This window comes from Phycisphaeraceae bacterium (genome assembly GCA_019636555.1).
Lineage (GTDB): Bacteria > Planctomycetota > Phycisphaerae > Phycisphaerales > UBA1924 > JAFEBO01.
In genome coordinates, this window is the sequence record JAHBXH010000001.1 from 2819843 (window position 1) to 2846798 (window position 26956).

Consider the following 26956-nt stretch of genomic DNA (forward strand, 5'->3'; position numbering starts at 1 on the left):
CTGGACGCTAGGGTCTCGACCAACCGGGGGCCGGCTTGTGACCGGGAGCGGGTTGCTGCACCGGCGCGGCCGGCGCCTTGTAGCCCTCGCACACGATGAAAATCTCGCGCGAAGCGTCGCGGCTGGCCTTGGGCTTGAGACCTTTGGCTTTCGCGAAGAGTTTCTGGCAGTCGCGGAGCAGTTCCGGATATCCGCTTCCTTCGAGCACTTTCATCGCGCATCCGCCCCCCGGAGCGAGCAGGCTCGGGAGCAATTCGAGCACCCGGCGGCAAAGGCGGACCGAGAGCGCATCGTCCCCGTGGCCGCTGGTGTTGGGAGCCATGTCGCTGAGCACGACATCGAACTTGGCTTCGGGCTCCGGAAGAAGCGCTGTTGCATCGGTCTTGAAGATGTCGCCCCGGATCGTCCGGACATTGGGCGGCATGCGGTCGCGGACTTCCTGTAAGTCGATTCCGACGACAAAGCCTTTCTTCCCAACCGTTTCGCTCGCGACCTGAAGCCAACTTCCCGGGGCGCAGCCAAGATCAACGACGCTCATGCCTGCGCGGAGCAAGCGGTGTCGCTCCTGGATTTCCTTCAGCTTGTAGGCGGAGCGCGCCAGGTAGCCCTCGGCCTTGGCTTTCTTGAAGAACTCGTCGTGCAGGATTCGGCGTTGGGCCATCGGCTTAGTCTTCGTCGTCGAGACGATCCGACCGCTCCTCCATCCAGTGGCGCTGAATCTCTTCGAGGATTCTCTCGTTCGAAGGATGGCCCGGTTCTTCTTTGAAGCCCGGCAACGCCATGACGAGTTGACGAAGCTCCGGAAAACCGACGCGCACCGGATCCTTCTCCGGCAGACGATCCGCGAGTTCTTCGCCGATCCGCCTTACGTCGAGCCAGCCGAATGTGCTGCTTGCGCCCATCGCTGCGATCGCCCTCGCCGGTTGCTAGTGCGGCACTTCCTTGACCGCGTTGCGATTCCACGCCGGCACGCGCACCACGATCGGTCCATCGCCGATGATTTCGCACTGGCAGCTCAGGCGGCTGTTGCGGCTGAGACCGGGGGCTTCTTCGACGCGGTCTTCCTCGGCCTCGGTTGCTTCGGTCAGCGAGTTCATCCCCTGCTCGACGTGGACGTGGCAGGTGGAACAGGCGCAGACGCCGCCGCAGGCGTGCTCGATGTTGATCCCGTTCTCGAGCGCGAGTTCGAGAAGCGTCCGGGTCTTGGGCGCTTTGAAGCTCATCTCGGAATTGGAGACTCCCATGCCCTCCGGGTCTTCCAGAAGGAATTTCACGGCGACGCTCGCCGGGTTTTTGGTTGTGTCGATCTCACGGATGTGCATGTCAGTCCCTTGTGCGGAACTATAAGCGCCGGAACCGATTGCTCCTACCCTTGAGGTTCATGTTCGTGAAACCGTCCACATCCCCGACCCGCGTGCTGGATTTGTCGGTGGTAACGCCCGCGCACAACGAACAGGACAATCTCGAAGCGCTCGCGAAAGAGATCGAGAAGGCGCTTTCGCCCCTTTCGATTTCGTGGGAACTGGTCGTCGTCGATGACGGCAGCACGGACCGGACACGCACAATTCTGACCTCGCTCGCGGCCGATCGACCGTGGCTGCGGGTCGTCGCGATGAGCAAGACGCCGCCCGGGAAGGGCAACGGGCAGTCCGCGGCGTTTCATGCGGGGATTCGCGCCGCACGAGGCCGGCTCATCGCGACGATGGACTCGGACCTCCAGAACGATCCTGCCGACCTTCCGATGATGCTCCGGCGCATGGCGGAGTCGGGCGCGGACCTTGTGCAAGGGGACCGTTCGCACGCCCGACAGGACAATGTCATCCGGAAAATCGGCTCGTGGGTCGGGCGGACTTTCCGGCGGTTGCTGCTGGGAGATCGCGTGCGCGATACGGGGTGTTCACTCCGCATCATGAAGCGGGAATTCGCTCTCGCGCTGCCGCTCGAGCTTCGGGGGATGCACCGGTTTGTGCCGGTCACGATCCGCGACCTGGGCGGAAAGATCGTGGAGGTGCAGGTGAATCACCGCCCTCGCCATGCGGGCGAAACCAAATACGGTCTGGGAATCACGAAACGCGCAATCCCGGGACTGATCGACCTTTTCGCCGTGCGGTATTTTCGATCGCGCAGGCGCAGCGTGGAATCGGTCGAGATCGCTCCGGAAAACGCGGCATCGCGTGGATCGACGCCCGGAGCCGCGACCAATCAGCCGGCGGAGATGCACGCTTGAATCCGGAAACCAAGGGCCGATTCAAGTGGGAGCCTGCTGCGCTCATGGCGCTGCTCATCGGGATCGGTTTCTGGCTGGTGATGGGCCCTTCGGGCAACAAAATGCACCCGCAGAAAGATGCGCTCACGACAGAAGTGCGAATCGGTGATACGCGCGGGCTCGTCGAGGTGACCGGAGACTCGCCCGATTCACAGAAATTCCGCCTGCTCACGCGCGAAGGCTTTGAATCCGCTGCGCTCTCGCGCCCGGAGTTCGAGGCCTTCTTCGGCGCGAGCGTCGCGGCACAGGTCGCGGACGGTCGCGAGAATTGGCTCTTCCGGCTGCTCAACATCACGAGCTGGGCGAGCCTCGTCTGGATCGCGATCGGCTTCGGCGGACAACTCATGTTCAGCGGGCGGATGTTCCTGCAGTGGCTCATCAGCGAGCGGCACAAGGTCAGCATCATTACGCCGGCTTTCTGGTGGTTCAGCCTGCTCGGCGGAATCTGCCTGTTCACGTACTTTGTCTGGCGTCAGGATGCGGTCGGAGTGCTCGGCCAATCGACCGGTATCGTGATTTACGCACGAAACTTGCGCCTTATCGCGAAGCAGCGCCGCCGCGAGGCTCAGGAGCGTGAGAATATTCCGTCCGCCTCGGAGAACCCCGCGACCGTGGCGCAACCTTCCGGGGCCGGGTCGCTATCCTGATCTCTCCGGCCCACCCCCACCCCACCCCCCACCCGACCCGCCGGACGCGACCGAAGACAGGACGGCCGCGTGAATTCGAAAGCGTGTGGTGCAGAACGACGTCGCGCCCGGATTCTCTTTCCACTTCGTTCGACCATGCAGGTTCTACTCGATAACCAGCCAATCCCGATCGATCGACCGACGCTCGCCGCGGCGATGCGTTCGGCTCAGGAAGCCGCACGGGCACGCGGGCGCATCATCGTGGAGGCGTTCGCCGACGGAACGCAGATCTCGGATGAGCTGCTCTCGAGCCCGAGCGACGACCCGGTCAATATCCAGCACCTCAACATGCGGAGCGCCGAGCCACGCTCGCTCGTGAGTTTTACGCTGGCGGATGCCGCGGACGCGCTGACGCACGTCGCCGAGGATCACGATCAGGTGGGGCGCGACATCCAGGCGGGCAAGACGCAGGCGGCGCTCGGCAAACTCGGCGAGTCGATCGCGACGTGGCAGGCGGTGTGCGACATCCTGAACAAGGGTGCGGCGCTCCTTCACCTTGATCTTGATTCGCTGACGCTGGCCGACGGCGATCCGACACCGCTCTCCGGACGATTCTCGGCGATGCTCGAGAAACTGGGCAGCATCCGCACCGCGCTCGAGTCGCAGGATTTCTCGGCGCTCTCCGATATTTTGCTGTACGACATGGCGCCGTTGGCGCGCCAGTGGTCCAAGACGCTCCGATCGATCGCCGACATGGTCCGGGACGGGCGTATCGGCTCGGGCGCGCAGTTGTAACGCGACACAGCTCCGATTCTCGCAATGATGGCCAAGGACGCTTCCAACCCGATCGATCGCCTGATGGAGCAAGCCAGTCAGGCGCTGCTCGACACCGAGTACTTCACCGTCGTCAAGCTCTCGGTCCGCGCGCTCGAACGCGCGCGACAGGCCGAAGATTTCGAGCGCATGGCGCGGATCGTGTTACCGCTGCAGGAAGCGCGCAGACAGATCCGTCAGATCGCGTGCGACGCGGGGCATCACACGATCGTGACCTCGCGTCTCAAACCATCGGAACTGCGGCCGGGGCTGTATCTCGCGCAACCTCCGATGATCGCGATCGAAGCTCGCGACATCCGCGAGGCCGCAGACTCAAAGTCGATTCCGATTCTGCTGCTCTGCCGCGAACCGATGACGCGCGCCGGAAAATGGCCGATCGCGGCGGTCACCAAGGGCGGGTTGATCGACACGATCACGATCCGAGCGCAGGTCGATCCGCCCGTCGGCGTCGTCGGCATGCACGATCGCGAGGGTGTCGGTCCGACGAAGGACAATTCATCGGCGGCGCCGGACGTCGAGTGGTTCGAGCGCACCGAAGAAGCACTCGGCGATGCCGCGATCGCGCGCGTGAGCCCGAACATCCCGGCGTCGTGGCGCGTGGACGAGTTGATGCTCTACCTCGACGCGATTCCCGAGCACGAGAAACTTCATCAGCGCCTGGCGGAAGCGTGCCGCGACGCGGCGCGCGAAGGACCTGCTCCCGAGCCTCGCCGGCGCGCGGTCGCTGAGAACCCATATTCATTTTGAACTACTGACCGTTGGCTCGACGCTCGTTCTGGTCGCCGATGATCAGGCCGCCGAGCGCCCCCGCCGCGGCACCAATCGCAGCACCCGTGCCCATGTGGCCGAAGGTGCTGCCGATCGCCATGCCCGCGAGCGCACCAAGCCCCGCACCCGAGAGACCGCCCTCAAGGGCGTTGTTGCAGCCGGTGCTTCCGACCGTGAGCGCCCCGGCGATCACGAGCGCGCTCAACTTGGACCCGCCAAACCGATTTGCCTTGATCGTGGTGGTACGCATGACTCGCTCCTGAACCGTTTCCCCTGAAGACCCTTCAACCGGGAGTGCAACCGCCTCCCCCGATGTTAGTCCTCATTTTACATACGGCGGTTTTTGCCTGCAAGTTCAATCTTGGAGAATGGATTTGTGTTATCGGACGAATGCATTCCTAAGAGGCGTCAGTTGGGCGTGTAGCCCCGGGGATAGCCCTCGCCTGCCTCGCCCATCTGTGGCATCGCCATTCGGATGAGGCGATCGAGGTGCTTCAATTCGACCTCGACGATTCTGGCGCGGGCATCAGCGTCGCCTTCTTCGAGCAGGCGATAGCGCTTTTCCTTGTCTTCCACGAGCGTGAACGAAATCAGTTCGAGCAGCGCGGTCGTCGGGATGTCGTCGTCGCGGACGAACTCGAGCAGCGTGTCGGCTTGGCGCAGGCGCTTGAGCGTCCCGTGGTCCAGTCGCGTCTCGAGCGAGTTTCGAAGTCGCGCGAGCAAGGGTGTTTCGTCCTGCGACAGGCCCATCGGTTCGAGCATCGCTTCGCGGTACAGCCGGCCTTCGGGCGCAGGGGTTTCGCGCAGCACTTTGGCGCGGCAGACGCCGCGGAGCAGCAGGTTGTAACGGCCGTCAGGCAGTCTCTCGTGCTGCGCGATGTGCCCGATGCAGACCGCGGGTCGGACCGGCGGGCGTCCGTGATACTCCTGCTTCCAGCGCTTGCCCTGGAAAACCGCCATCGCGATCTGGCCGACGCCATCGAGCGCATCGCTCACCATCTGGCGATAGCGCGGCTCAAAGATGTGCAGAGGCAGCACCTGCTGCGGGAGCAGCGTGACCTGATCCAGAGGGAAGAGCGGCAAGGCCCGCGAGAAGTTCACCTGGATCGTGTTGTCTTCGCTTGACATGGCGTGGCCCGCCTACTGCTTCAAGACGTCCGGCCTGAACAGCTTCACGTTCTCGAGCGCCCACTGTTTTTCGGTGAAGTTGCCGCCCATGTCGAATTCGGCGGCGCGTTCGGGGCGCGCGGCGTTCATCGCGATCGTCGTCTTGGCGTCGAGGTTGTCAAGCATCGCGACGAAAATCGCTTCGGGCGTCGCGGGAATCTTCGCGGCGCCGTGCTCGGGGAGGGTGTGGTGACTGAGGATGATGTGCTGAAGCACGGTGAGCGCGCCGGGAGGCAGGCGCTGGCCGCTCTCGCGCATCATGACCTGCGCCTTGTCGTGCAGCATGATTGCGCCTTCGACGATGTGCCCGATGAGTTCGCCCCGATCGGTGTAGGTGAAGACCTTGTCGAAGCTCAGTTCGCGGGTCTTGCCCAGATCGTGCAGGAAGAGGCCCATCATCACGAGGTCGCGATTGATCTTCGGGTAGAGCGGGCAGACGCGGTCGGCGAGATTGAGCAGGTTAAGGGTGTGCTCGAGCAAGCCGCCGAGATAGGCGTGGTGCATGCTCTTGGCGGCGGGACACTGCTTGAACGCGTCCATCAGAAACTTGTCGGCGAGATAGGTCTGCGCAAGAGCCTTGATCGCCGGGTGCTCGAGCGTTGCGAGCAGCTTGGAAAGTTCGGCGAACATTTCTTCCGGTGGGCGCTTCGAGCAAGGGAGCAGATCACGGAGGAGATCGGGCGTCGGCTCGACGGCGCTGATCGAATGGATGATCAACTGCAGTTCGCCCTGGTACGCCTGAGTCTCGCCCTCGATGGCGACGAAACCATCGGTCGGCAGGCGGCGAAACTGCTGTTCTTCAATCGACCACATCCGCGCCGGCATCTCGCCGGTCTTGTCGCCGATGATGCAGCGGAGATACGACTTGCCCGCGCGGGTCTGGCCCATCTGGGCGTTGCTGATCGAGAACGCGCCGCTGACGCGCTCCGGCGGCTCGCGGAACTCCACGATGAAGCGGCGCGAGGATGAATTCTGTCTTTCGGTTTCCAGGGACAATTGGGACATGATCTACTCGATGAACGTTGACAAGCGGGCGCAGCGTTCACGCAGCGCCCGATGCAATTCTATCGAGGCTCGGCCGGCGACGATATGTTGGTGCCGGCGTTCTGTTGTGGGGCGCGCGGCGTGACATTCCATGCTGCGCGGCACTCGGCGCAAGTCGCGGCGCCCGGCTCCCTTCCGATTCGCGACTCAAGATCCGCGCCGCAGGCCGGGCACAGCATGTACGACTTCAAAAGTGCGGCACGCTTCGCGCCGGACCGTCCCATGTCGCTCTGGATGATCGCGACGGCGCCAATGAGCCAGACGACGAGCCCGATCGCCTGCAGACCTTGCAGCAAACCGATTCCGGAGAGCGGGCGGGTCGCAAAGTCGGAAATGATCGCGATCAAGAGTGGCAGGACGAGCGAGGCAAACAAGAGGCGCTTCCACAAACCCTTGTAACGGAGCGTGCGGATGCAATCGTCCAGCCGCGCGCGATGCAAGCCGGAAGCGGAGTTGCGAACGAGTTTGAGGTCGGAAAACCGCGCGAGCGACACGGCTTTGCCCGCGTCGTCTTTGAAAGCCATCGAGCTGTAGAGCATCGACTGCGCTCGGAGGATCGTGCGCATGGTCGGCTTTTCGCGCGCATCGGCGGTTTCATCCCATTCGATGCGATGAACGCGCGATCGGAACCAAGATGCGCCGCATTCGGTGCATCGCACGACTTTGCCTGATTCGGGCGCCGCCTCACTGGCGCTCACGACCCCCGCGAGGTTGTAGCCGCAGCACGGACAGATGCCCTCGTCGAGGCATGCATCCGCGATTTCCGGCGCGCGGGCCGCGAGCTTGGCGAAGTCTCGCCTCATCCACACGCGCAGCACAAGTGCCATGAGCAAACCCGCGCACGCGCTGATCACCGGCAACGGCACTCCGGCCGGCCTCAGCCACAACATGACGAAGGGCATGGCGATCCCCATCGGGACGGCGAGCACGATGACCCGGATCATGAGCCGCCGGAAACTTGTGAGATCGCTGTACACGAGATGCGCCTTGTCGCGCACGCGATCGAGCCGCGCGGTCCCGGATGGAAGGCTCCGCATCGGCAGCAGCTCTCGCGCGACGCCCGCATCATCATGAACGGGCAGCCGCCACGCAGAGAACAATGCACCTCGATCTCTCCGCCGGTCTGTCAACGCGTACTCCAAAAATCAGACCGTTCTTGTGTTCCTTGTTCCGGTTCGGGACATCTGAGTTGCAACGGTCCCCCGCCCCACCAACTCCGCCACAGTCCGCACCAGCCCACCGCATCCGCCCGACACCATCATGTTCACACAATCACTCCTCCGTTCAACATTCGAGCACGCACTCGCGTACCCCGCGTATGTCGCGACCGGAACGCATCACCAGCAGCAATCGTGGAATCACTTCGACAAGATCAGCCGCGAGCACGCCCCGCTCTCGCAGATTCAAAACGAACTCATCCGCTCGTTCACGCGCCGGATCAACATCCTTGTCCTCAGCGGCACATGGTGCGGCGACTGCGTTCATCAGTGCCCGCTCTTCCAGCAGTTGGCGGAGGTCTCGCCGGTCTCCACCGGAGGCGTGATCGATCTTCGCTTTGTGGATCGGGACGATGCGTCGGAACTGTCGGATGCCGCGATGATCTGCGGGGGCAATCGCGTCCCGACCGTGATCTTTCTGAACGAGGACTTCGAGTTCGTCTCGATCCTCGGTGACCGCTCGCTGACGCGCTACCGGGCGATGGCGGCAAAGGCCCTGGGTGCGTCGTGCCCGTTTCCCGGTGCACCGGTCCCGGCGGACGAGATCGCCGAGACGCGCCAAGACTGGCTGGATGAACTGGAGCGCGTGCACTTATTGCTGAGATTGTCGCCGAAGCTGCGCCAGAAACATCACGACTAGGTCCGGTTTCAGGGCGTTTCCGCTGTTCGACGCCGGAAATCGGGGTCTCGCGAATCTCTATGCGGTTGAGGAACCCGCTTTGGACCCGCGGGTCTAAGAAGGAGGCCTCCGGGCAGTATTTCTGCAACCGCGGAACCGGTCCGCGGTATGCCGAGTACCAGTCTGGAGCGAAACCATGCAGAAGCTCCAAGAGCTCCAACTGGTACGGCGTGCGGCTCGCGGCGATCTGTCCGCCGCCGAGATGCTCATTCGGCGCCATCAGTCCGGCGTGCAGGCGTATATCTATCGCATGTGCGGCCGGTGGGATGTCGCGGAAGACGTGACCCAGGAGGCTTTTCTTCGCGTGCTCTCGAGCCTGCACAACTTCAACGAGAACTTCCGCTTCTCAACGTGGCTGTTCACCATCGCCCGGCGGGTGTGGCTGAACATGTGCGAGAAAAAGCGCCCTGCGAGCGCGGGCGACACCAGCGACATCTGGGCGATGCGGAAGGACGATCACGCCGGCTCGATCGGGCGCGACGTCGAGCAGCGCGGCATGGCACGCGATGCGCTCCAGAGCGCGTTGCTGCTCCTCTCAACCGAGCAACGCGAAGCAATCGTCCTGTTTCACCAGCTCGAGTGGCCGATCCGCCTGATCTCCGAACACATGGAACTGCCCGAGGGCACGGTCAAGAGCCACCTGCACCGCGGGCGCCAGCGCTTACGATCCGAACTTGTGCGGGGCGTCGGCGACGTGGTCGCGATCGAGCAGCAGGCCGGCGCGCTGCCGCTGTTTGCGAGGCGCGCGGTGGCGCTGAGCCCGGGGGATTCCAAGCCGTGACCGAAAAGCCGACCAATCCGGGAAACGCAAGAGGCCCATCGGAGCATCTTGATGTTGTCGCGCGCCGGGTCGAAGGCCGCCAGCTTATTCAGGCTTTTCTTGATGGCGATATCTCGGCGCAGTCTCCGAAGCTGCGGGCGCTGCTCGCGAGCGATGAGCAACTGCGCCAAGAACTGGAAGATTTTCAGCAACTCGGCGAGATGCTTCGGTCGCCGTCGCCTTCAAGCGACCTCAGCGCTCAGATCCTGGCCGAATTGCAGGACAGGCCGGTGTTCCTGCCCGCTCCGCTTCCGAGGCGAAGCGTTGCCTCCTCGATCGGCGTGCGGATTGCCGCGGCGCTTGCGCTTTGCGCCGGTGTGATGTGGATATCGCTTGCGGCGCTGCGCAACCCGATACCAACGCAGTCGATCGCTCAGACCGATCTTGTAAGCGACGCGCGTCAGGCGATTCGTAATACCACGGGAAGTCCGGTCGGAAATCCATCGCAGCATTCCTATGTCATCGCGCCTGTTGCAGAGACTTCGATCGTCCCCGATATTGAGTCGATCGTCATGACGCGCAACACCGATCCGCGCGCGGTCGCGAATCAGATGGCGGGAACGGGCGCCGTGCGCATCGAGCGCACCGGCCTGAGCTTCGTAAACCCCGGCCCTGATCGGTTCGCAAACTCGAACCAGTCCAGGCGCGCGCGTGCGGCCGTGCTCCAGTGGAACACGCAGCCCGACGCGATGTACTCCGGCGGCAAGTTTCAGCGGAGCGACGTCTACCGTGCCGCGGCAGCCACCGGCCGCCAAAAAGAGCAAAGCTCATACGTCCCTGTGGCCGGCCCGGCACGCGACAGTTTCAGGTAACTGTGCATCGCAAGGCTGACTGCCGACTTGCAATTCGGTTGCGAATAGCCCTCGCGCAGATCACCGATTCGGAGCGCGGCCTGACACCTCTTCCCTGACTTCATTGCGAAGCGAATGACTCGTTTCGGGCGCAACGCACCCGCAGTCCGAGGCCCGCGTCGACCAAACGTTCGGTCCCGGGGGCTGAATGGCAGGAAATCTGGCCTCAAACTAGCTGTTTTTCGTCATTCCTCGATCCAGACAAGCAATTCCGCGCTCGACCGGTTAGTCTTTATTCTGATTCGCTTCGAGAGGCCAAACGCTAGAGACAGCCGACGGTCGCGGCACGCGAATGAATCCGGGGGAGTCTTATGAAACATGCTCGCGTAAGCGCCGTGTCCGGGGCAGCGAAGTTTTTTGTTGTGTGTGGGCTCTTGTTCGCACCACTCTCCGCCGCGCTCGCCCAATGGACGGTGATCAACCTGCACCCTGCAGGAGCGCTTTCATCCAGAGCCAATGGCGGCAGCGGGAAGCAGCAAGTCGGATACGCTCAAATCGGGCCGACCGTCGGCCATATCAGGGCGGCGCTATGGACCGGCACAGCCGCTTCGTTTGTGAATCTCCACCCCGCCGGCACCGTTTACTCGATCGGGTATGGCGTCGATGGTGCCCTCCAGGCCGGTGAGGTCTACACGGATGGATTCCCGCGCGCCGGCATCTGGAGCGGGACCGCCGCATCTTGGATCAACCTCCACCCCGCCGGGACATCCACCTCGAGCGTCTTCGCTGCCGCGGGCGGACAACAGGTGGGAAACACGAACATCGGGTATTACAACGCCGCGCTCTGGAGCGGCTCCGCTGCATCCTGGGTCAATCTCAATCCACCGCCGAACCCGATCTCCGGCTATACCCATTCGTCGGAAGCCTTCGGTGTCAAGGGAGGCAAACAAGTCGGCTATGTCGTCAACGACGGTGGAATCCAGAGCGCCGCACTCTGGAGCGGCAGCGCCGCCGGTTGGGTGAACCTGCACCCGGCAGGAAACATCTCCTCGATCGCCTACTGCGTCGATGGAACGCATCAAGCCGGATACGTTCGGGTGCCCGATACCTCCAGTCACGCCGCGCTTTGGAGCGGAAGCGCCGGCTCTTGGATCGATCTGAACCCGACCGGCGCCACGAACTCATTTGCCAAAGGGATAGCCGGCTCTTTGCAAGTGGGCTACGCCGTGTTCGATGCCATGAAGCATGCCAGCCTCTGGTCCGGCAGCGCCGCTTCGTGGATCGATCTGTCCACGTTCCTCCCGTCGGAATTCATTCAGTCAGAGGCCACAGCCATTTGGACGGACGGCGGCACGACGTATATCTCCGGATCCGGATACAACAGCTTGCACCAGCGCGAGGAAGCGCTGCTCTGGACGGATCACCCTCCCTGCAAGGGAGACCTGAACGGAGATGGGTTCGTAGACGACAACGATTTTTCGCCGTTCGCGGTGGCGTACAACATTCTCGACTGCACGGATCCGGCGATGCCTCCCGGCTGTCCGGCCGACCTCAATGGCGATGGCTTCGTGGATGACGGCGATTTCGTCGTTTTCGTGAATGCATACAACGCGCTTCTTTGTCCCTAGTTCACCGCTCCACTCCGCGCGATCAAAACGACTTCTGAACCAGAATCACGCCGCGGTTTCTGAGCCTCTCAGAATCCCCCAACGCGCGAAGACGATCCCTTTCTTCCCCCCTAGAATGGACCTGTTCGGGCGTCGCTGCCGTCCGTCCACCTGTTTGTAAGCCATTGCCGCGGACGGAGTTGGAATTCCAGCCCCGCCCCCACCCTCCGTGTTTTCCCTCCAGATCGCGACGCCCCATGACCACGAATCCGCCCGTCAACCCGCTCATCCGCAACGTCGCGATCATCGCCCATGTCGACCATGGAAAGACGACGCTGGTCGACAATCTTCTCAAGCAGTCGGGCAACTTCCGCGCCGGCGAACTCGAAAAGCTCGAAGGCGGGCAGCACGGCCTGATCATGGATTCGAACCCGCTCGAACGCGAGCGCGGCATCACCATCCTGTCGAAGAACTGCGCGGTCAACTACACCGGTCTCGACGGCGTCACTTACCGCATCAACATCATCGACACGCCGGGCCACGCCGACTTCGGCGGAGAAGTTGAACGCGTGCTGCGAATGGCCGACGGCGTGCTCCTGCTCGTCGATTCGTTCGACGGACCGATGCCGCAGACCAAGTTCGTGTTGACCAAGGCGCTCGAAGCCGGGCTGAAGCCGGTCGTGATCGTGAACAAGATCGATCGACCCGACGGTCGCCCGATGGATGTCATGCACGAAGTATTCGACCTGTTTGTCGAACTCGGCGCCGAAGAACTCGCGCTCGACTTCCCCACGGTGTACTGCGCCGGGCGCGACGGCTGGGCGACCACCGCGTGGCCGGTGCCCGAGGGTCAGCCCAAGCCAACGGATCTTCGCGATATTTTTGAGGCGATCGTGAAGCACGTGCCGCCGCCGCGGGCCGAGATCGAGAAGCCGCTCCAGGTGCTCGTCACCAACCTCGATTACAACGACTATGTCGGGCGCATCGGCATCGGCCGCATTTTCTCCGGCCAGATCAAGGCCGGTCAGCAGGTCGCCGTGCTCAAGCGCGACGGAAAGCGCGTGAACACCAAGGTCGCCAAACTCATGCGCTTCGAAGGTCTGAAGCGCAGCGAAGTTGCGACGATCGAAGCGGGCGACTTGTGTGCGCTCGTCGGGCTCGAAAGCGTGGACATCGGCGACACGGTGGCCGACCCGGAAAACGCGATCGCGCTGCCGCCGGTCACGATCGACGAGCCGACGATGACGATGCTCTTCCGCATCAACGATTCACCGTTCGCCGGCCAGGACGGCACGTACGTCACCAGCCGCCAGATCCGCGAGCGCCTGTTCAAGGAACTGGAGCGCAACGTCGCGATGCGCGTCGAATCCGGGCGCACCGCCGACGAGTTCATGGTTTCCGGCCGCGGCGTTCTGAGCCTGGGAATCCTCATCGAGAACATGCGCCGCGAAGGATTCGAACTCTCGGTCGGCAAGCCCGAGGTCATCATCCGCGAGATCGACGGCGCGCCTCACGAGCCGGTTGAAGAACTCGTCATCGATGCTCCCAACTCCTCCGTCGGCGCCGTGATGGAACTCGTCGGCGGACGCAAGGGCGAACTCAAGAAAATGGAGCCCCGGGGCAACGATCTCACGCACCTCAAGTTCGAGATTCCCTCGCGCTCGCTTATCGGCATGCGGGGGCGCGTCCTCACCGCGACGCAGGGCGAGGCGATCATGACGCATTCGTTCCTCAAATTTGCGCCCGTCAGCGGCGAGATGAGCCACCGCGCCATGGGCGTTCTCATCAGCCTCGAATCCGGCGCCGTCACAACCTACGCCCTCGAACAGCTCGCCGATCGCGGCGTGATGTTCGTCATCCCGCAGGAAAAAGTCTACGCCGGGCAGATCGTCGGCGAGCACAACCGCGACAACGACCTTGTCATCAACTGCACGCGACTGAAACACCTCACCAACATCCGTGCCGCGAGCAAGGAAGCGACGGTCGTGTTGAAAGCACCCCGCAAAATCACGCTCGAGTACGCTCTCGAGTACATCGAGGACGATGAACTTGTCGAGGTGACGCCCGCGAGCATCCGCCTGCGGAAGAAAATCCTCGACGAATCATCCCGCAAGCGCGCCGAACGCCAGAGCCGCGACAAGGCGGAGGCCGCGAGCGCCTAAGGCAAAAGGAGCGGGCGCCTGGCCCGCTCCTGCGTGATCGGAAGAATCGGCTGTTTTCCGTTACCTGCGCCGACGCCGAGGCATCATGCACAATCCCGCGACCGCCATGGTCGCGATCGAGCCCTGCGCGGGAATGCGCGACGCGCTGAACTCAGAGCTGCTGCCGATCGAGATGTCGTCGTAGTACGCGTCGTTCTTCGCTCCCGTATACAAGTTGATCGACGCGATCGCTTTTTTCGAAGCCGACCCCGTGGTCCATGTACCGGAACTGATCAGGATGTCGTTGTAGTAGTGCTTGACGGTGTTGTTCGTCAGGTCGATGTCGACGCGGATCGACACCCACTGATTCGTTACGATCGAGGCCGATCCGCCGCGGAAATCGTCGTAGACGCGACCGGCGCTCAGGTCGAACCGGAGCTGTGTGCTCCAGAAGGCGTTGTTATTGTTCGCGTTCTCGTTGTACTTGTTCATCAGGATGAAGTACGTGGAACCCTTCTGGTTCGCGCCCAGATACTGCATCGCGGAGACTGTCCATACACCGGAAGTCGCTCCCGAGAATTCATGGACCGCATCAGTCGACGACTGCGCGGTTCCTGAGATCCGCAAAGAACGGTCGCTGTCGTACGCCATGGAGCTGCTGACGAGACCGGCGACGGTGGACGCGTTGTTCCAACCCTTCCACCCGTCCACGCCCTGCAGTCTCTGGTTCGGTGCGTACGTCTCGAAGTCGGCAAAGAAGCCCGCGTTCGCAGCGCAGCAAACCGCGATGGCTCCCGTCATGGCGACGATGTTTCTGACCGTTTTCATGATCCACGCCCCCGTTGAAGGAACTCCCCCCGAGACCCCCGGAAAACACTCCCGGTCCTTCCCCAAGCCTCACAATGCAACGGCGCTGCGGCAACCACTCAGCCGGCGTTCTGATTCCCGCACGCCGGTCTGCAGCGATCAGAGAGAGTGCGCAAGCGCGGTCCGATACCATCGCTCTGCATGCCGCCAAGCCCAGCGTCCAAGAACCGATCCTCCCGCCGCTACGCGCTGGCGGGTCTGATCGCGAACATGCTGCTTGCGGTCGTGAAACTGGTGGCGGGAATCGTCGGCCACAGCTACGCGCTGATCGCCGATGCGATCGAATCACTCGCAGACATCGTGGGTTCCGGCGTGATCTGGGGCGGACTCCTGATTTCATCCCGTCCGGCGAGCGAGCAACACCCCTACGGCTACGGCAAGGCCGAACCCCTTGCGGCGCTTGCGGTCTCGTTTCTCGTTCTCCTGGCCGGCATCGGAATCGCGATCGAGGCGATTCGCGAAATCATCACGCCTCACCACCCCCCCGCCTGGTGGACACTGCTGGTGCTGATTCTGGTCGTCGTCACCAAAGAGATCTTCTATCGCGCCGGGCGCAGGCGCGCTCGGGCCGAAGGTTCAACCGCGCTCGCGACCGATGCGTTTCATCATCGCGCCGACGCGATCACCTCTCTCGCGGCGTTCATCGGAATCAGCATCGCCCTGTTCGGAAACTGGCGGACCGGAACCGACGCCTGGGCGCCCGCCGATGATTGGGCCGCGCTCTTTGCCTCCGCGATCATCATCACAAACGCCTGCCGCATCATGCGCACGCCGCTGCGTGAGTTGCTCGACGAGCAATCCGACTCGGTCGCGGAACAGGCTCGACAGATCGCTTCCGCAGTGCCGGGAGTCGTGCTCGTGCAGAAGGCTTTCGCCCGCAAGAGCGGCGTCCTCTACTGGATCGACATGCACGTCTGGATGGACGGCGGGATGACGGTCCGGGACTCCCACGCCGTCGCCCACGCGGTCAAGGACGCCGTCCGGGCGGGGCTTCCGAACGTCCGGGACGTCCTCATTCACACCGAACCCGCGGCAGGCTCCCAAACCGGTCGCAGCGAATAAGGGCCGACCTAGACGCCTCCGGGGCCTGCAAACCGCGATGGGGGCACCACTTGCCCTCTCCAATCTCGAAAAAACGCCCGGACCTGCCTAGTATCTCAACCCCCCAGCGGGATCTTGGAGTTCGGCATGTACGCGATTATCGAAGAATTCGGCGGCCAGCGCAAAGTCGTTCAGGGCGAGGAAATCCTCGTCGACCTGACCGAGCAGGGCAACGCCAAGGTCGGTTCCGCCCTCACGTTTGACAAGGTGCTTGTCGTCGGCAAAGAAGGCGGCGAGGCCAAGATCGGGCAGCCCTATGTCGCCGGTGCTTCGGTCAAGGCCGAGGTCGTCGATCCGATCGTGGCCGGCGAAAAGATCTACGTGCACCACTTCCGTGAGAAGAAGACCTGGCGCAAAAAGACCGGCCACCGCCAGAAGTACACCAAGATCAAGATCACCTCGATCAACGGGTGATGGGCAGACATTTGGCACTAGGCACTAGGCACTCGTGAAGAACAGAATTCGGAATGGCACGGTCCTCACCGTGCCGTTTTCTTTTTTGGGGGTACGCTTCACTTTGTCTCTTTCCCTAGTGCCTGTTGACTAGTGCCTTCCCCATGCTCCTCACCCTCATCACCACCGGCGGTACAATCGAAAAAACCTACGACGAGGCGAGCGGCAGCCTCGCGAATCGCCGGTCGATCGTCCGGCGCATGCTTTCCCGGCTGCGGTTGATCGACAAGACGATCCGCACGATCGAAGTACTCAGCAAAGACAGCCTCGAGATGACAGACGAAGATCGCGCCGCCATCGTCGGCGCTGTGCGTGCCGCGGGCGGCTCGCCGGAACACGCGACGCAGTCCGGCGGCATCGTCATCCTGCACGGGACCGACACGCTCGCTTTGACGGGTGAACGAATCCTCCAGGAAATACCCTCGCCTCGTATCCCCATTGTCCTCACGGGCGCGATGCGTCCCTTCGAAATGAAGCGGTCGGACGCCCTGCAGAACTTGAACGAGGCGATCTTCGCCGCGGGCCTGCTCGCACCCGGCGTGTATTGCGTCGCGCATGGACGGGCGCTCGCATTCCCGGGCGTCAAGAAAGATCGGACTCGGGGCACCTTTGTCCGCGCCTGACCTCACTCAATCCACTGCCCGATAATCGAATCGGGCTCGCGCACGACCGTCACACCCGGCGCGACCGGCGTCCGTCCGTTTATTCGTCGCACGCCGCCCACGCCCGCCCTCAGCCCGCCCCGGTCCCTCGCCGATCGAGTGGGGGTCCGGTGTGTTCGCGCTTCGCGCTCGCACCGGTGTATCCGGCACGTTCGTCAGAGGCGCATTCTCCATGGACAAAGCCTCCATCATCGGCATCCTCATCGGCGTTGCGGCGCTCGGCTTCGTCGTCTTCGAAGTCTCGCACGGCAACCTGCTGATGTTCTATTCGCTGGAAGGCGTGCTGATGGTGGGTTGCGGCTCGGTCTCCGTCGTGTTCATCGCGATGCCGATGGAGAAACTCAAGCAGGTTCCGGGTTACATCAAGACGTTCCTGTTCCAGAAGGGCATGAGCGCCAACGAAGTCATCCAGACCGTTCAGTCGCTCTCGGACAAGGCCCGGCGCGACGGAATTCTTGCTCTCGAGCCCGAGATCGCGAAGATCAAGGACCCGTTCTTGGCCGCCGGGCTCAAGATGGCGATCGACGGCGTTGAACCCGCGAGCATCGAAGCAACGCTCCGCATGGAAGTCCTCGCCATGCAGGATCGCCACAAGGCCGGCAAGAAGTTCTTCGATCTCATCAAGCTCTACGGGCCCGGATACGGACTGGTCGGAACGCTGGTCGGTCAGGTCGGCATGTTCGGTCAGCTCGCCAGCGCCGACATCGGCGCCCTGGGCCATGCACTCGCCATCGCCGTCGTCGCCACGATGTACGGCGCGATTATCGCCAACGCCGTCGCCGGTCCCATCGGCGACAAGCTCGGTATCAAGTCGGGCGAAGAGATCCTCAACCGCGAGATGATGGTCCAGGCCATTCTCAGCGTTCAGGCGGGCGATAACCCTCGCGTCACACTCGACAAGATGCTCGCGTTCATCCCCTCGGTGCGCCGCGATCCATTCAAGGCCGCGGCATGACCGTGTCACCACTCGTCGCCCTGCACGAGTGGTGCAGATGAAGAACCACCATGGCCGACGCGCACAAAGACAAACACGAAGAAGGCCACGAGGGAGGCGCATCCCACGGTGGTGGCCATCACGGCGGCGGGCATCACGGGGGCGGCGGCCACGCCGAGGGCGAACACGAGGGTGCGCCCGAGTGGCTCATTTCGTTCGCCGATAACGTCGCGCTCATGATGGGCTTCTTCGTCATCCTGCTCGCGATGAACATGGGCCCCAAGGGTGAGGCCTCGTCGAGCGGAGACCCTTCCAACGACCCGGGAAAGCCCTCGCAGGCGATGCTCGATTTCGTCATCGGCATGCGCGAAGGGTTCGGCAATCCGATCAATATCAACTCGACCAAGGCGAACGAACAGCAGTTCGTCGAGCGCCTGCGCGAGCTGCGCGGAGAAGGCGATGCCTCGGGGATCGCGGGCAAACACAAGAGTCAGCAAACGCTCAGACCCACGAACTTCAGCAGCCTGGGTGCGCTCATCGCGTTCGACGACAATTCGTCCGCGCTCTCGAGCAGCGCAAAGGAAACGATCGTGGACACCGCGAAGAAACTCCGCGGTCAGCGATACTACATCGAATTGCGAGGCCACTGCAGCCCGCCCGAGGCGATGCGCAACGTGCAGAAAGCGATGAAGCTCAGCTACGACCGCTCGATGGCCGTGTTCAATGCCCTGATTGAGCAGGGAATCTCGCCGGAGCAGCTCATCCTCCGTTGCTACGGCGACAGCGACCGGCTGGTACCGAACACGTGGTCGAGGGAGAGCGACCGCACGAATCAGCGTGTCGAGATCGTCGTGACGAGCGAAGCGCTCCCCCCGGATCCGTACAGCAAGTCCGCGACCGGCAACACGCAGAGCGAAGAACCCTAGATCCGGTGCGATTCTTCGCCCAATTCCGCTTGATCGGCCGGTCGTTTTCGCAGTAGACTGGTCGGACTCGCCTCGCGCCTTCCCCGATTCAGCGGAGGGACGAGGTGTGCGCTGCGGGCCGGAGAGAAGAGAATGCGTCGTGGGTTCGCCTGCAAAGCGATGGGATTCGCCCGTGTTGCGATGTTGGTCGCGACTTGGGTTGCGGCGTGGGTGGACGTGTGGAGCTCGCACGCCAAAGCGCAAGGCTGCGTGCCCGTTCAACTTGCGGCCTCGGCCGGCGCCGCGAGCGATGCGTTCGCAAGTGCCGCGGCGGCCACAACCGACACGATCGTCTTTGGTGCTCCGAATCGGTCCGTGGGGCTGAACGGCTTTCAGGGCCAGGCGTTTGTCTATCGGTTCGTGAGCGGCGCCTGGGCCGCGGAAGGCACTCTGAGCGCGGCGGACGGAAGCTCGGGTGATTCGCTCGGATTTTCGGCGTCGATCTCGGGCGACACGATCATTGTCGGCGCGCCGGGGAAGTCGGTCGGCGGGAACGCATTTCAGGGCGCGGCCTACGTCTTCACTCGAACCGGAACCGTTTGGACCCAGCAAGCCAAGCTGCTCGCGGGCGACGGTTCCGCCGGAGATTCGTTCGGCTGCGCCGTCAGCATCTTCGCAGACACTGCGATCGTCGGTGCGTATGCCAAGTCGTCCGGTGCAAATTTCAATCAGGGCGCCGCGTATGTCTTCACGCGCAGCGGCTCGGTCTGGACGCAGCAGGCAAAGCTCATCGCAGCGGACGGCGCCGCCAACGATTTCTTCGGTTTCTCTGTCGGCGCCGGTCTCGACACCGTCGTCATCGGTGCGAGCGGAAAGGCCGTTTCGGGCCGACTCGCGCAGGGGGCGGCGTATGTCTTCACGCGATCCGGCGCCGCTTGGTCGCACCAGGCGAGGCTGGAAGCGGCCGACGGCGCGACCGGAGACAACTTCGGCTCGAGCGCTTCAATCTCGGGCGGTTCCGCCCTCATCGGCGCGTACCACAAGGCGGTCGCGTTGAACGAATACCAGGGCGCGGGGTACGTGTTCCTTCGCTCGGGCAGCGCGTGGAGCCAGCAGGCAAAGCTGGTCGCCTCCGACGGCGGAGCGTTTGACTATCTCGGATCGAGCTGCGTGCTCTCGGGCGATACCGCGATTCTCGGCGCCCCCAACCAAAGCGTCGGCGGCTCGGATGCGCAGGGATCCGCGTATGTCTTTGCACGCATCGGAACAGCCTGGTCGCAGCAGTCCAAACTTCTTGAGGTGAACGGCCAGAGTGGAGACATGTTCGGCTCCTCGGTTGCGCTCGCCGGCAGCGCCGCGGTCGGCGGCGCGCCCTTCCGAAAAGTCGGGAGCAATCCGGTTCAGGGCGCCGCGTTCGTGTTCGGATCGAATATCCCGATCAACATCATCCAGCAGCCGGACAATCTGACGGCCTGCACGCCGAACGGCGCCGCGGTCTCGTTGACCGCGGCCGGGACCGGTCCATTCAGCTACCAGTGGCAGTGGAAAATTGGGGTCGCCGTTCCTTCCTGGATTCCTGTGGCCAACGGAACAAACACGGGCGGAGCGCGCACCTTCGTGGCGGCGAACTCCGCGACCGCGACGCTGAATCTGAGCGCGTTCCAGCAGCTCAGCCCCGGCCTTCCGTTCATCGAACTTCGGTGCATTGTTTCCAACTCCTGCGGAAGCGCGACCAGCGCCACGGCGCAGATTTCGGTCTGCTGGGCGGATCTGAATTGCGACAAGTTCGTAAACGATTCCGATTTTGTGTTGTTCGCGACGGCGTACAACCTGCTCGATTGCGCCGCGCCCGCCATGCCGCCCCGCTGCCCGGCCGATCTCAACTTCGACGGATTTGTCGACGATCTTGATTTCGCAATCTTCGCGAATGCTTACGACACGCTTGTTTGCCCGTAGCAGCGGCGCCCGACCGCGCAAGGACGAGATTTCTTTTGATGCCGCTGCAAGGTTTGTGTTTCGGCGCGCAATTCAGCTGCGATGAAGCTCTCGCACGCGTCGCGCGGAAGTTCATCCGACAATCGAGGAGTTTTCACGATGTCTCGCAACCCAGTTGTTTGGAGCGCTATCGCCGCCGCAGCTCTCGCCGGTTCCGCCCGCGCCGTCGTTTTCTTCGACGGCATCTTCAACAATTCAGACTGGACGCTCACCACCGTCACCAACGCCAACGGCCTCGGCAGCACGACCAACGGCCTGCAGATCCCGGTCGGAGGGAATCCGAACCAATACCGTCGCATCCGCAACACCCTGAACGCCTCCGGCCCGCTCGCCGCGGTCATCGGCCTGCACATGCGGGGCACGTTCAGCTACAACCCGGGCGCGCAGGCGATCGCTTCGATCAACTACAGCGAGGACTCGATCAATTTCATCAACCAGCCGGGTAACGGCCAGGGATCGGGATTGGTCATCTTCCAGGGCGGCACGTACTACATCCAGCGCACGCCGATCCTCGTCATGCCCTACGCAACGTACAACACGTGGCAGAGCAATTCCGCCCCCGGACTTCTCGCCGGTGACTTCTGGGAACTCACCAACACCGGGAATCTCATCTCTTCCAGCAACCCCGATTTCTCCACCTCCGGCGGCATCATGCAGTTCGGCTTCTGGCGCGGCAACTCCGGAAACTCCAGCATTCAGACCGACTGCGGCATCGACAACTGGCGCGTCGAGATCATCCCGGTTCCGGCTCCGGCCGGAGCGGGCGCTCTCGCAATGGCAGGTTTGATCGCCTGCCAGCGCCGTCGGTGTACGCCGTGAATTCGCTGTGAATTTGCGCACATTCTGAAACTCCCGGCGCGAGATCGCCGGGAGTTTTTTTTTACTCGCCGTTGAGCGACCCTTCATCCACCTGTCGGATCCTTTCAACGGGAAAAAGGAGACCCGACATGAAGTTCCATGCGTTTCTTTCAGCCGTCGCATCCAGCACCACGGCGGTCGGCGCGTCGATTTCGTACATGGGCCAGTTCGATCAAGACGGAACAGGCTTCGGGAGCGTGCTCTCGGTGCTTGCGCTTCAGGCCAACGGCAGCGAATCCGGCGGAGTGGCCTGGAACGGCTCCGCCGATGTGCGCAGCGGCGACGCGAAGCCGTTTTCGCAGACGCGCTCAATCGCCGAGATCGTGTCTGCCGGCGCGAATCTCTCGCAGCTTGCTGTTGTTCTCAATATCGCTCAGCCAGGTTCCCATCCCGATATCACCTTGCGTCAATTCTCCGTCGTTTTCTATTCCGCGGCGGGCGTGGAACTCTTTTCAGCGGATTTTTCGACTCCCATGTTGCTTACCCAAATCAATTCCGGTGTGGGCGGTGCGGGTCACCTCTTCGCGGTCAATCTGTCCGATGACGAGCGCTCACAACTCAGTGATTCGGTGCGCATCGGGATCCGCGTGATCGATCCGATCGACGGCTCTCAGGGCGCACCGGAAAGCTTTTACCTAGTCCCGAGCGCCGGTTCGCTCGCACCCTTGAGCATGGCGGCATCTATTCTGCTTCGGCGACGAAAACTCTAAGTCTTCCGCTCGCGCGTTCCCGACGGGCTCGAATGCCTTGGATCAGGAAAGTGCTGGGCGAAAGGCGCGAGTTCGCCTCCCGCAGCGCCGCGCTTAGAATTTGTGTTTACTGCAATGGCCGGGCGGAACTAGTGAACGCTAACAACGAATAGCCCTGCGGAATTTGATTCCGGAGGGCTGACATGAAGCAAGCGGTTTCGGAAGGACGTCGTTTTCGCATAGCGACAAAGCGCTCGCTCGTTCGGCTCGCGATTCTCGGCATGCTCCTGGCTCTTGCGCTCCTCTGGTGCTGGTGGATGATGTTGCGAATGCCCGGGGAGACGTTTGCAGGTCCGCTTCGGCCCTTGACTCCTGCACAAGCGGTACTGGCGGCGGAGCTACGGATCTACGTCGAGACTCTAGCGGCGGACATCGGCTATCGCAGCACGTTTCATCCGCGTCAGTTGGCCGGTTCTGCTGCCTTCTTGAAGTCGGAACTTGATTCGTTCGGGTATCGAGTTGTGGACCATTCGTTTCCATCGCGCGGCAGCCCGGCGCCGAATCTCGAGGCGGAACTGCGCGGGACAACACTCCCCGATGAGATCGTGATCGTCGGCGCCCATTTCGATTCCTATCAAGGCACGCCCGGCGCCGACGACAACGCGAGCGGCGTTGCAGGCGTGCTCGCACTCGCGAAGGCGTTCGCCGCGCGGCCTCAGAATCGCACGATTCGGTTTGTTCTGTTTCCAAACGAGGAGCCGCCGGCGTTTCAGCAGGCCGACATGGGCAGCTTGGTCTACGCGAAAGCATGCCGCGCCGCGGGAGACAACATCGTCGCGATGCTCAGCCTCGAAATGCTCGGTTACTACAAGAATGACCCCGGCTCGCAGAAGTATCCCTTCCCGATGGGCCTCCTCTTTTCAAACCGCGCCAACTTCATCGGCTTCGCCGGCAACGTCTCCAATCGCGCACTCGTCAAGCGATGCATCGGCGTCTTCCGCGAGAGCACCGACTTCCCGAGCGAAGGCGCCGCCCTGCCTGAAGGAATTCCCGGCATCGGCTGGTCCGATCACTGGGCGTTCTGGCAGGTCGGCTATCCGGCGATCATGATCACCGACACGGCACATTTCCGAAATCCGAATTACCACACCGCCTCCGACAAGCCCGACACGCTCGACTACGAGCGCATGGCCCGCGTCATCGAAGGCATCGCCCAGGTTGTCCGTGAACTGGCGAAGTAGAAGCCACGTCGCACGTTCGCATCTTGCAGCAACCGCACGAGGCCCGAGCAACTTCGGAGAGCCGAGGCTGCGCGCTACACCTGCGGCGAAAACGTCGCTCCCTCGAGCGCATCGAAACTGACAAACTGCCCCACCTCGAAACTTCCCGGTGATTGACGCTGGTCCGTCGGAGCCACCCAGATGGGCACTCCGGCATTTACCACAATCGCATCCGTTTCCAATGCGATGACCGTGCCCTGGACGCGCCGCGGCCTTCCGAACACCGGCTCCACATAGCGCCCGCCGGTCTGAACAACATCGATGCGGCGTGCGCTCAGCCGAATCGTCCCGATGATCCGGTCGCCCTTTTCCTTCGTCACGGGCGCGGTCGGAATGAGGTGCAGCTGGTACGACGTGTCGGGGATCGAAATGACAATGTGCTCCGCCGCCGGTTCGCCCACCGAATGCGCGGCCGGGGCCGTTCCTTCGAACACGCCGCGGCAGAGTTTCGGATCAATCTTGGTCGTGGGCGCAGGGGTGATCATGGCCACGAGAATAGGCGATTTGGACCGCCGGTGCGATTACTCGCCCTTGTTCTTCAGTCCCTCGAGCGCCTTGAGTCGCTGCGCATGAATCGGCCGATCCGGCTCCAGAATCTGGAGCGTTTCGAGCTGCCATTTCGCGGCATCAAAATCCCGCCTCTTGATCGCGACCGTCGCCGCGAATTCGCGGTTCGCCGCCTCGTACGGCGCGACGATGCACGCGCGGATCGCCTTCGCCCACGCCTTGTCCCAATCTCCCTGCGTTGCGTACAAGCGCGCGAGCTGCACGCTGAAACTGGCCGAGTTCTGTTCGCGCGCGTCCAGAAACTCCAGGTGCGGAATAGCTTTCGCCGGATCGTGCGCCGGCGATGCCTCATCAAGGAATAGCGCCGCCAGCAGCTTGTGAGGCGTCGGGTCGCCCGGACGTGCCGCGGCATACGCCTCGATGATCGGCACCATCTCCGCCGACGCTTTGTTGCGATTCGCCTTGACGCGCAACCGCACCGCCATTTCGAGCAGATCCGGGTGATCCGGATATTGCTCGAGCCACTCATCGATCACTTCGATCGTCGGCGGGGCCTCTTCGTGACCGGCGCCGAGTTTGGCCCGCCACTCTTCAAGCAACGTAAGAAGTTCCGGCTGGCCCGGCTTCGGGCGCATGCCCCATGCGATCAATTGCTCGCCCGCCCACGTTTTGAATTCATCAAGGAACTGCTCGCGCGACATCCCGAGCACGGACTGGAAAGCCTGCGGTTCGCGATCCCCCGCCGCATACCGATCCATGAGTTTCAGCGGCGCTTCCGGGCCGAACCGCGTCACGATGTACTCGTACATCCACGCGCCCTGCCCGTACGCCTGCGATCGATCGGTCGGCTTCTTCGGGCGCGTGAACGCGACATTGATCTCATCGAGATCGAAAAGTGTTTTCGTTTCGCACGCGCGGGCGAGAATCTGGATGTAGTTCCAATCGCGCGGTGCATCTTCAAGGTAGACCGCCGAAGCCTCGGTAAACCAGTGAGGTAAGCGGTTGCTCGTGCGTGCGAGCGTCACGGTGTGCGTGAACTCGTGCTGAATGACGCGCGCCCAGTCGTACGCCCCAACCGTGTTCTGATCACCAAGCCGCGGCGCCTCCATCGCGATCAACGGGCCCGTCGCCGCCGCCATCGTGTGCACCTGCGGCATGCCCGTGATCCGCACGCTGAACCAGTGGTGATCCGGCATCAACTCGATCACGGTCTTGAAATTCAGCGGATACCGGATACCCCCCGGCTTGTCCCCGGTGACGCGCGCGTAGATGCGCTCCAAAATCGGCGGCATCTCCCGCGCCAGCGCGAGATCCACTCCCGGCCGATAGCGGACAATAAAGTGATCGCTCTCGATCCGCGAAAAGCCGGCGACATCGCGCACGAGCTTCAGGCTGTTCGCCGCTCGAACATTGAACGGGTCGAGCGCTTCTGCTTTCTCAAGTGCCGCAAGCGCCCGGTCATCGCGCGCCGCCTGCACTTCCAGCAAGCCCAGCTCGATCCAGGCATCGGCAAGCCGCGGCGCCCGTTTCGTCGCCTCCTCGAGATATCGCGCCGCATCGGCGTACTGACGCTGCTCGGCGAGCGCTTTGCCGACATACAGGTATCCGAGATACGTGTTGGGTGAGATCTTGTCGAGTTCGGCAAGCGCTCGATCCGCCCCCGGCAGGTCGAATCCTGCCGCGATCGCCGCCGCCTCGAGCGCCCGGGCTTCCAATTGCGACGGGAACCGGGAAAGAGTCGGCTTCAACACTTCGAGCGCGCCCCTGGGATCGCGCTGCCTCACGCGCAGGCGCGATTCGAGCATGTCCGCATATGGCGCGACCGCTTCGCCCGCTTCGTGAGTGCCGACAGGCTCGGTTCCGGCCCGATCGATCCGACCCGCGAGTTCTCGCAGCTTTTCGATGATCTTTTCGGCCTGCTGGAAATTGAATGAATCGACCGACATGCGCCCCAGCAGGTAATACGCCTCGGCGGAGGATGGATTCAGTTCGAGCGTCTGCTCGAGCGCCTCACCCGCCTCGGGCCGATTGTCCTTTTCTGAGAGCAGCACCGCTTCTTCGAGCGGCGCGATCCAACACAGGCGATCGAGCTGCTCGCGCGCCCGGGCCAGCATCGACATCATCGACTGAAAATCCTGCCCGACCGCCCCCACTTTCGACGGCCCTTCGATCTGCAACTTGAGGTGAAGCCCGCGGACGCCCTCAACAAGCTCCCACGCCGAGTTCTGCCGCTCCTTCACCACGCGCTGCTCGAGCTGCGCAAGTGTCTTGATCGCGCCGTCCTTGTCTCCTTGAGCTGCCTGCGCCTCGGCAGTCAGCCGCAGCGCGCGAAGCGTAACCGCCTTGCCCTCCAGCCCACCGAGCACCTTCAGCGCTTCCGCGGCATCACCCCGCAGCACCATCGCCTCCGCCCGATCCAGCACATCGGCGTTCTGATCGCTCAGCGCCGGATCGTCCCACGCGCCCCGCGTGATCGCCGCTCTAGCGCGCCTCGCCGCATCCTGCAGGTCCTGCTCCGTCCAGATCCCGTGCCGCACGCGGATATCCGCGCGCTCCGAATCCGTGAGATACGGCGTATCGAGCATTCTCTGCACGACCGACGGCGGACCCGGTTTCTTTTCTTCCGCCTCGGGGACTGTCACGCCCGCCGACGCCAGCATCGCGCACGCCGACAAGACAACAACCCCCGCGCGCCGCGCCGCGGCCTGCCAAGTTCCCAACGCAATCGGCTTGGCGAATTCCATA

Annotated in this window: 28 protein-coding genes; 18 read left to right on the top strand and 10 right to left on the bottom strand. The window is 62.9% G+C overall.

The features are described 5' to 3' along the window. Window positions 1-7 precede the first annotated feature (7 nt). The 3 genes from KF691_12060 to KF691_12070 are packed head-to-tail and all read right to left on the bottom strand — an operon-like array spanning window position 8 to window position 1322. Complete coding sequence (locus tag KF691_12060) at window positions 8-661, bottom strand: RlmE family RNA methyltransferase (protein MBX3390172.1); 654 nt, start codon at window positions 659-661, stop codon at window positions 8-10. Window positions 662-665: 4 nt separating this feature from the next. Further along, on the bottom strand, window positions 666-902 hold the full coding sequence (gene iscX, locus KF691_12065) for a Fe-S cluster assembly protein IscX (GenBank protein ID MBX3390173.1): 237 nt from the start codon (window positions 900-902) through the stop codon (window positions 666-668). Between the two features lie 24 nt (window positions 903-926). Beyond that, complete coding sequence (locus KF691_12070; protein ID MBX3390174.1) at window positions 927-1322, bottom strand: 2Fe-2S iron-sulfur cluster binding domain-containing protein; 396 nt, start codon at window positions 1320-1322, stop codon at window positions 927-929. A gap of 59 nt (window positions 1323-1381) precedes the next feature. Here KF691_12070 and KF691_12075 point away from each other — a divergent pair, with 59 nt between their 5' ends. The 4 genes from KF691_12075 to KF691_12090 all read left to right on the top strand — a co-directional run bounded on the left by KF691_12075 (window position 1382) and on the right by KF691_12090 (window position 4473). Next, window positions 1382-2227, top strand: a complete 846-nt coding sequence (locus KF691_12075) for a glycosyltransferase family 2 protein (GenBank protein MBX3390175.1) — start codon at window positions 1382-1384, stop codon at window positions 2225-2227. Continuing rightward, window positions 2224-2913: a lipid-A-disaccharide synthase N-terminal domain-containing protein gene (locus KF691_12080; GenBank protein ID MBX3390176.1), complete on the top strand. Its 690-nt coding sequence runs from the start codon at window positions 2224-2226 to the stop codon at window positions 2911-2913. Before KF691_12075 ends, KF691_12080 begins: the two co-directional genes overlap by 4 nt. Window positions 2914-3048: 135 nt before the next feature. Further along, window positions 3049-3687, top strand: a complete 639-nt coding sequence (locus tag KF691_12085; GenBank protein ID MBX3390177.1) for a hypothetical protein — start codon at window positions 3049-3051, stop codon at window positions 3685-3687. Window positions 3688-3714: 27 nt separating this feature from the next. Continuing rightward, the gene (locus tag KF691_12090) at window positions 3715-4473 is read left to right on the top strand and encodes a hypothetical protein (protein ID MBX3390178.1); all 759 of its coding nucleotides are present in this window, start codon (window positions 3715-3717) and stop codon (window positions 4471-4473) included. Between the two features lies 1 nt (window position 4474). Here KF691_12090 and KF691_12095 read toward each other — a convergent pair whose 3' ends face one another. From KF691_12095 to KF691_12110, 4 genes are all read right to left on the bottom strand, one after another. Further along, window positions 4475-4744: a hypothetical protein gene (locus KF691_12095; protein MBX3390179.1), complete on the bottom strand. Its 270-nt coding sequence runs from the start codon at window positions 4742-4744 to the stop codon at window positions 4475-4477. Between the two features lie 158 nt (window positions 4745-4902). Then, window positions 4903-5622, bottom strand: coding sequence for an LON peptidase substrate-binding domain-containing protein (locus KF691_12100; GenBank protein MBX3390180.1), 720 nt, complete (start codon window positions 5620-5622; stop codon window positions 4903-4905). A 12-nt stretch (window positions 5623-5634) separates the two neighbouring features. Next, a complete protein-coding gene (locus KF691_12105) occupies window positions 5635-6666 on the bottom strand; it encodes an HD domain-containing protein (GenBank protein ID MBX3390181.1) in 1032 nt (343 codons plus the stop codon). A gap of 59 nt (window positions 6667-6725) precedes the next feature. Continuing rightward, window positions 6726-7805, bottom strand: a complete 1080-nt coding sequence (locus KF691_12110; GenBank protein MBX3390182.1) for a hypothetical protein — start codon at window positions 7803-7805, stop codon at window positions 6726-6728. A 160-nt stretch (window positions 7806-7965) separates the two neighbouring features. Between KF691_12110 and KF691_12115 the strand changes: the two genes are divergently transcribed. The 5 genes from KF691_12115 (at window position 7966) to typA (ending at window position 13981) form a co-directional block, all read left to right on the top strand. Beyond that, complete coding sequence (locus KF691_12115; protein MBX3390183.1) at window positions 7966-8562, top strand: thioredoxin family protein; 597 nt, start codon at window positions 7966-7968, stop codon at window positions 8560-8562. 175 nt (window positions 8563-8737) lie between these two features. Beyond that, a complete protein-coding gene (locus KF691_12120) occupies window positions 8738-9382 on the top strand; it encodes an RNA polymerase sigma factor (GenBank protein MBX3390184.1) in 645 nt (214 codons plus the stop codon). Then, window positions 9379-10233: a hypothetical protein gene (locus KF691_12125; GenBank protein MBX3390185.1), complete on the top strand. Its 855-nt coding sequence runs from the start codon at window positions 9379-9381 to the stop codon at window positions 10231-10233. Before KF691_12120 ends, KF691_12125 begins: the two co-directional genes overlap by 4 nt. A 413-nt stretch (window positions 10234-10646) precedes the next feature. After that, the gene (locus KF691_12130; protein MBX3390186.1) at window positions 10647-11840 is read left to right on the top strand and encodes a hypothetical protein; all 1194 of its coding nucleotides are present in this window, start codon (window positions 10647-10649) and stop codon (window positions 11838-11840) included. A gap of 236 nt (window positions 11841-12076) precedes the next feature. After that, window positions 12077-13981 carry a translational GTPase TypA gene (gene typA, locus KF691_12135; GenBank protein MBX3390187.1) on the top strand — a complete coding sequence of 635 codons (1905 nt, stop codon included), beginning with the start codon at window positions 12077-12079 and terminating at the stop codon, window positions 13979-13981. 60 nt (window positions 13982-14041) lie between these two features. On the opposite strand, the gene KF691_12140 is transcribed toward typA, so the two are convergent. After that, window positions 14042-14788: a hypothetical protein gene (locus KF691_12140; GenBank protein ID MBX3390188.1), complete on the bottom strand. Its 747-nt coding sequence runs from the start codon at window positions 14786-14788 to the stop codon at window positions 14042-14044. 180 nt (window positions 14789-14968) lie between these two features. Between KF691_12140 and KF691_12145 the strand changes: the two genes are divergently transcribed. The 9 genes from KF691_12145 to KF691_12185 all read left to right on the top strand — a co-directional run bounded on the left by KF691_12145 (window position 14969) and on the right by KF691_12185 (window position 23665). After that, entirely contained in the window at window positions 14969-15889 is a 921-nt protein-coding gene (locus KF691_12145; protein MBX3390189.1) for a cation transporter, read from the top strand. A 126-nt stretch (window positions 15890-16015) separates the two neighbouring features. Beyond that, window positions 16016-16342 (top strand): 50S ribosomal protein L21, encoded by a 327-nt coding sequence (gene rplU, locus KF691_12150; GenBank protein MBX3390190.1) that lies wholly within the window; start codon window positions 16016-16018, stop codon window positions 16340-16342. 143 nt (window positions 16343-16485) lie between these two features. After that, window positions 16486-17004, top strand: coding sequence for an asparaginase (locus tag KF691_12155; GenBank protein MBX3390191.1), 519 nt, complete (start codon window positions 16486-16488; stop codon window positions 17002-17004). A gap of 211 nt (window positions 17005-17215) precedes the next feature. Continuing rightward, entirely contained in the window at window positions 17216-17998 is a 783-nt protein-coding gene (locus KF691_12160; GenBank protein ID MBX3390192.1) for a MotA/TolQ/ExbB proton channel family protein, read from the top strand. A 50-nt stretch (window positions 17999-18048) separates the two neighbouring features. Next, window positions 18049-18903, top strand: a complete 855-nt coding sequence (locus tag KF691_12165; protein MBX3390193.1) for an OmpA family protein — start codon at window positions 18049-18051, stop codon at window positions 18901-18903. Window positions 18904-19035: 132 nt separating this feature from the next. Next, window positions 19036-20838: a hypothetical protein gene (locus tag KF691_12170; protein ID MBX3390194.1), complete on the top strand. Its 1803-nt coding sequence runs from the start codon at window positions 19036-19038 to the stop codon at window positions 20836-20838. A 138-nt stretch (window positions 20839-20976) separates the two neighbouring features. Then, window positions 20977-21696 carry a hypothetical protein gene (locus tag KF691_12175; protein MBX3390195.1) on the top strand — a complete coding sequence of 240 codons (720 nt, stop codon included), beginning with the start codon at window positions 20977-20979 and terminating at the stop codon, window positions 21694-21696. 128 nt (window positions 21697-21824) lie between these two features. Beyond that, window positions 21825-22445 (top strand): hypothetical protein, encoded by a 621-nt coding sequence (locus tag KF691_12180; GenBank protein ID MBX3390196.1) that lies wholly within the window; start codon window positions 21825-21827, stop codon window positions 22443-22445. A gap of 182 nt (window positions 22446-22627) precedes the next feature. Further along, on the top strand, window positions 22628-23665 hold the full coding sequence (locus tag KF691_12185) for a M28 family peptidase (GenBank protein MBX3390197.1): 1038 nt from the start codon (window positions 22628-22630) through the stop codon (window positions 23663-23665). A 74-nt stretch (window positions 23666-23739) separates the two neighbouring features. On the opposite strand, the gene KF691_12190 is transcribed toward KF691_12185, so the two are convergent. Continuing rightward, window positions 23740-24189 (bottom strand): hypothetical protein, encoded by a 450-nt coding sequence (locus tag KF691_12190; GenBank protein ID MBX3390198.1) that lies wholly within the window; start codon window positions 24187-24189, stop codon window positions 23740-23742. Window positions 24190-24225: 36 nt separating this feature from the next. Further along, window positions 24226-26955 (bottom strand): tetratricopeptide repeat protein, encoded by a 2730-nt coding sequence (locus tag KF691_12195; GenBank protein ID MBX3390199.1) that lies wholly within the window; start codon window positions 26953-26955, stop codon window positions 24226-24228. Window position 26956: the final 1 nt, after the last annotated feature.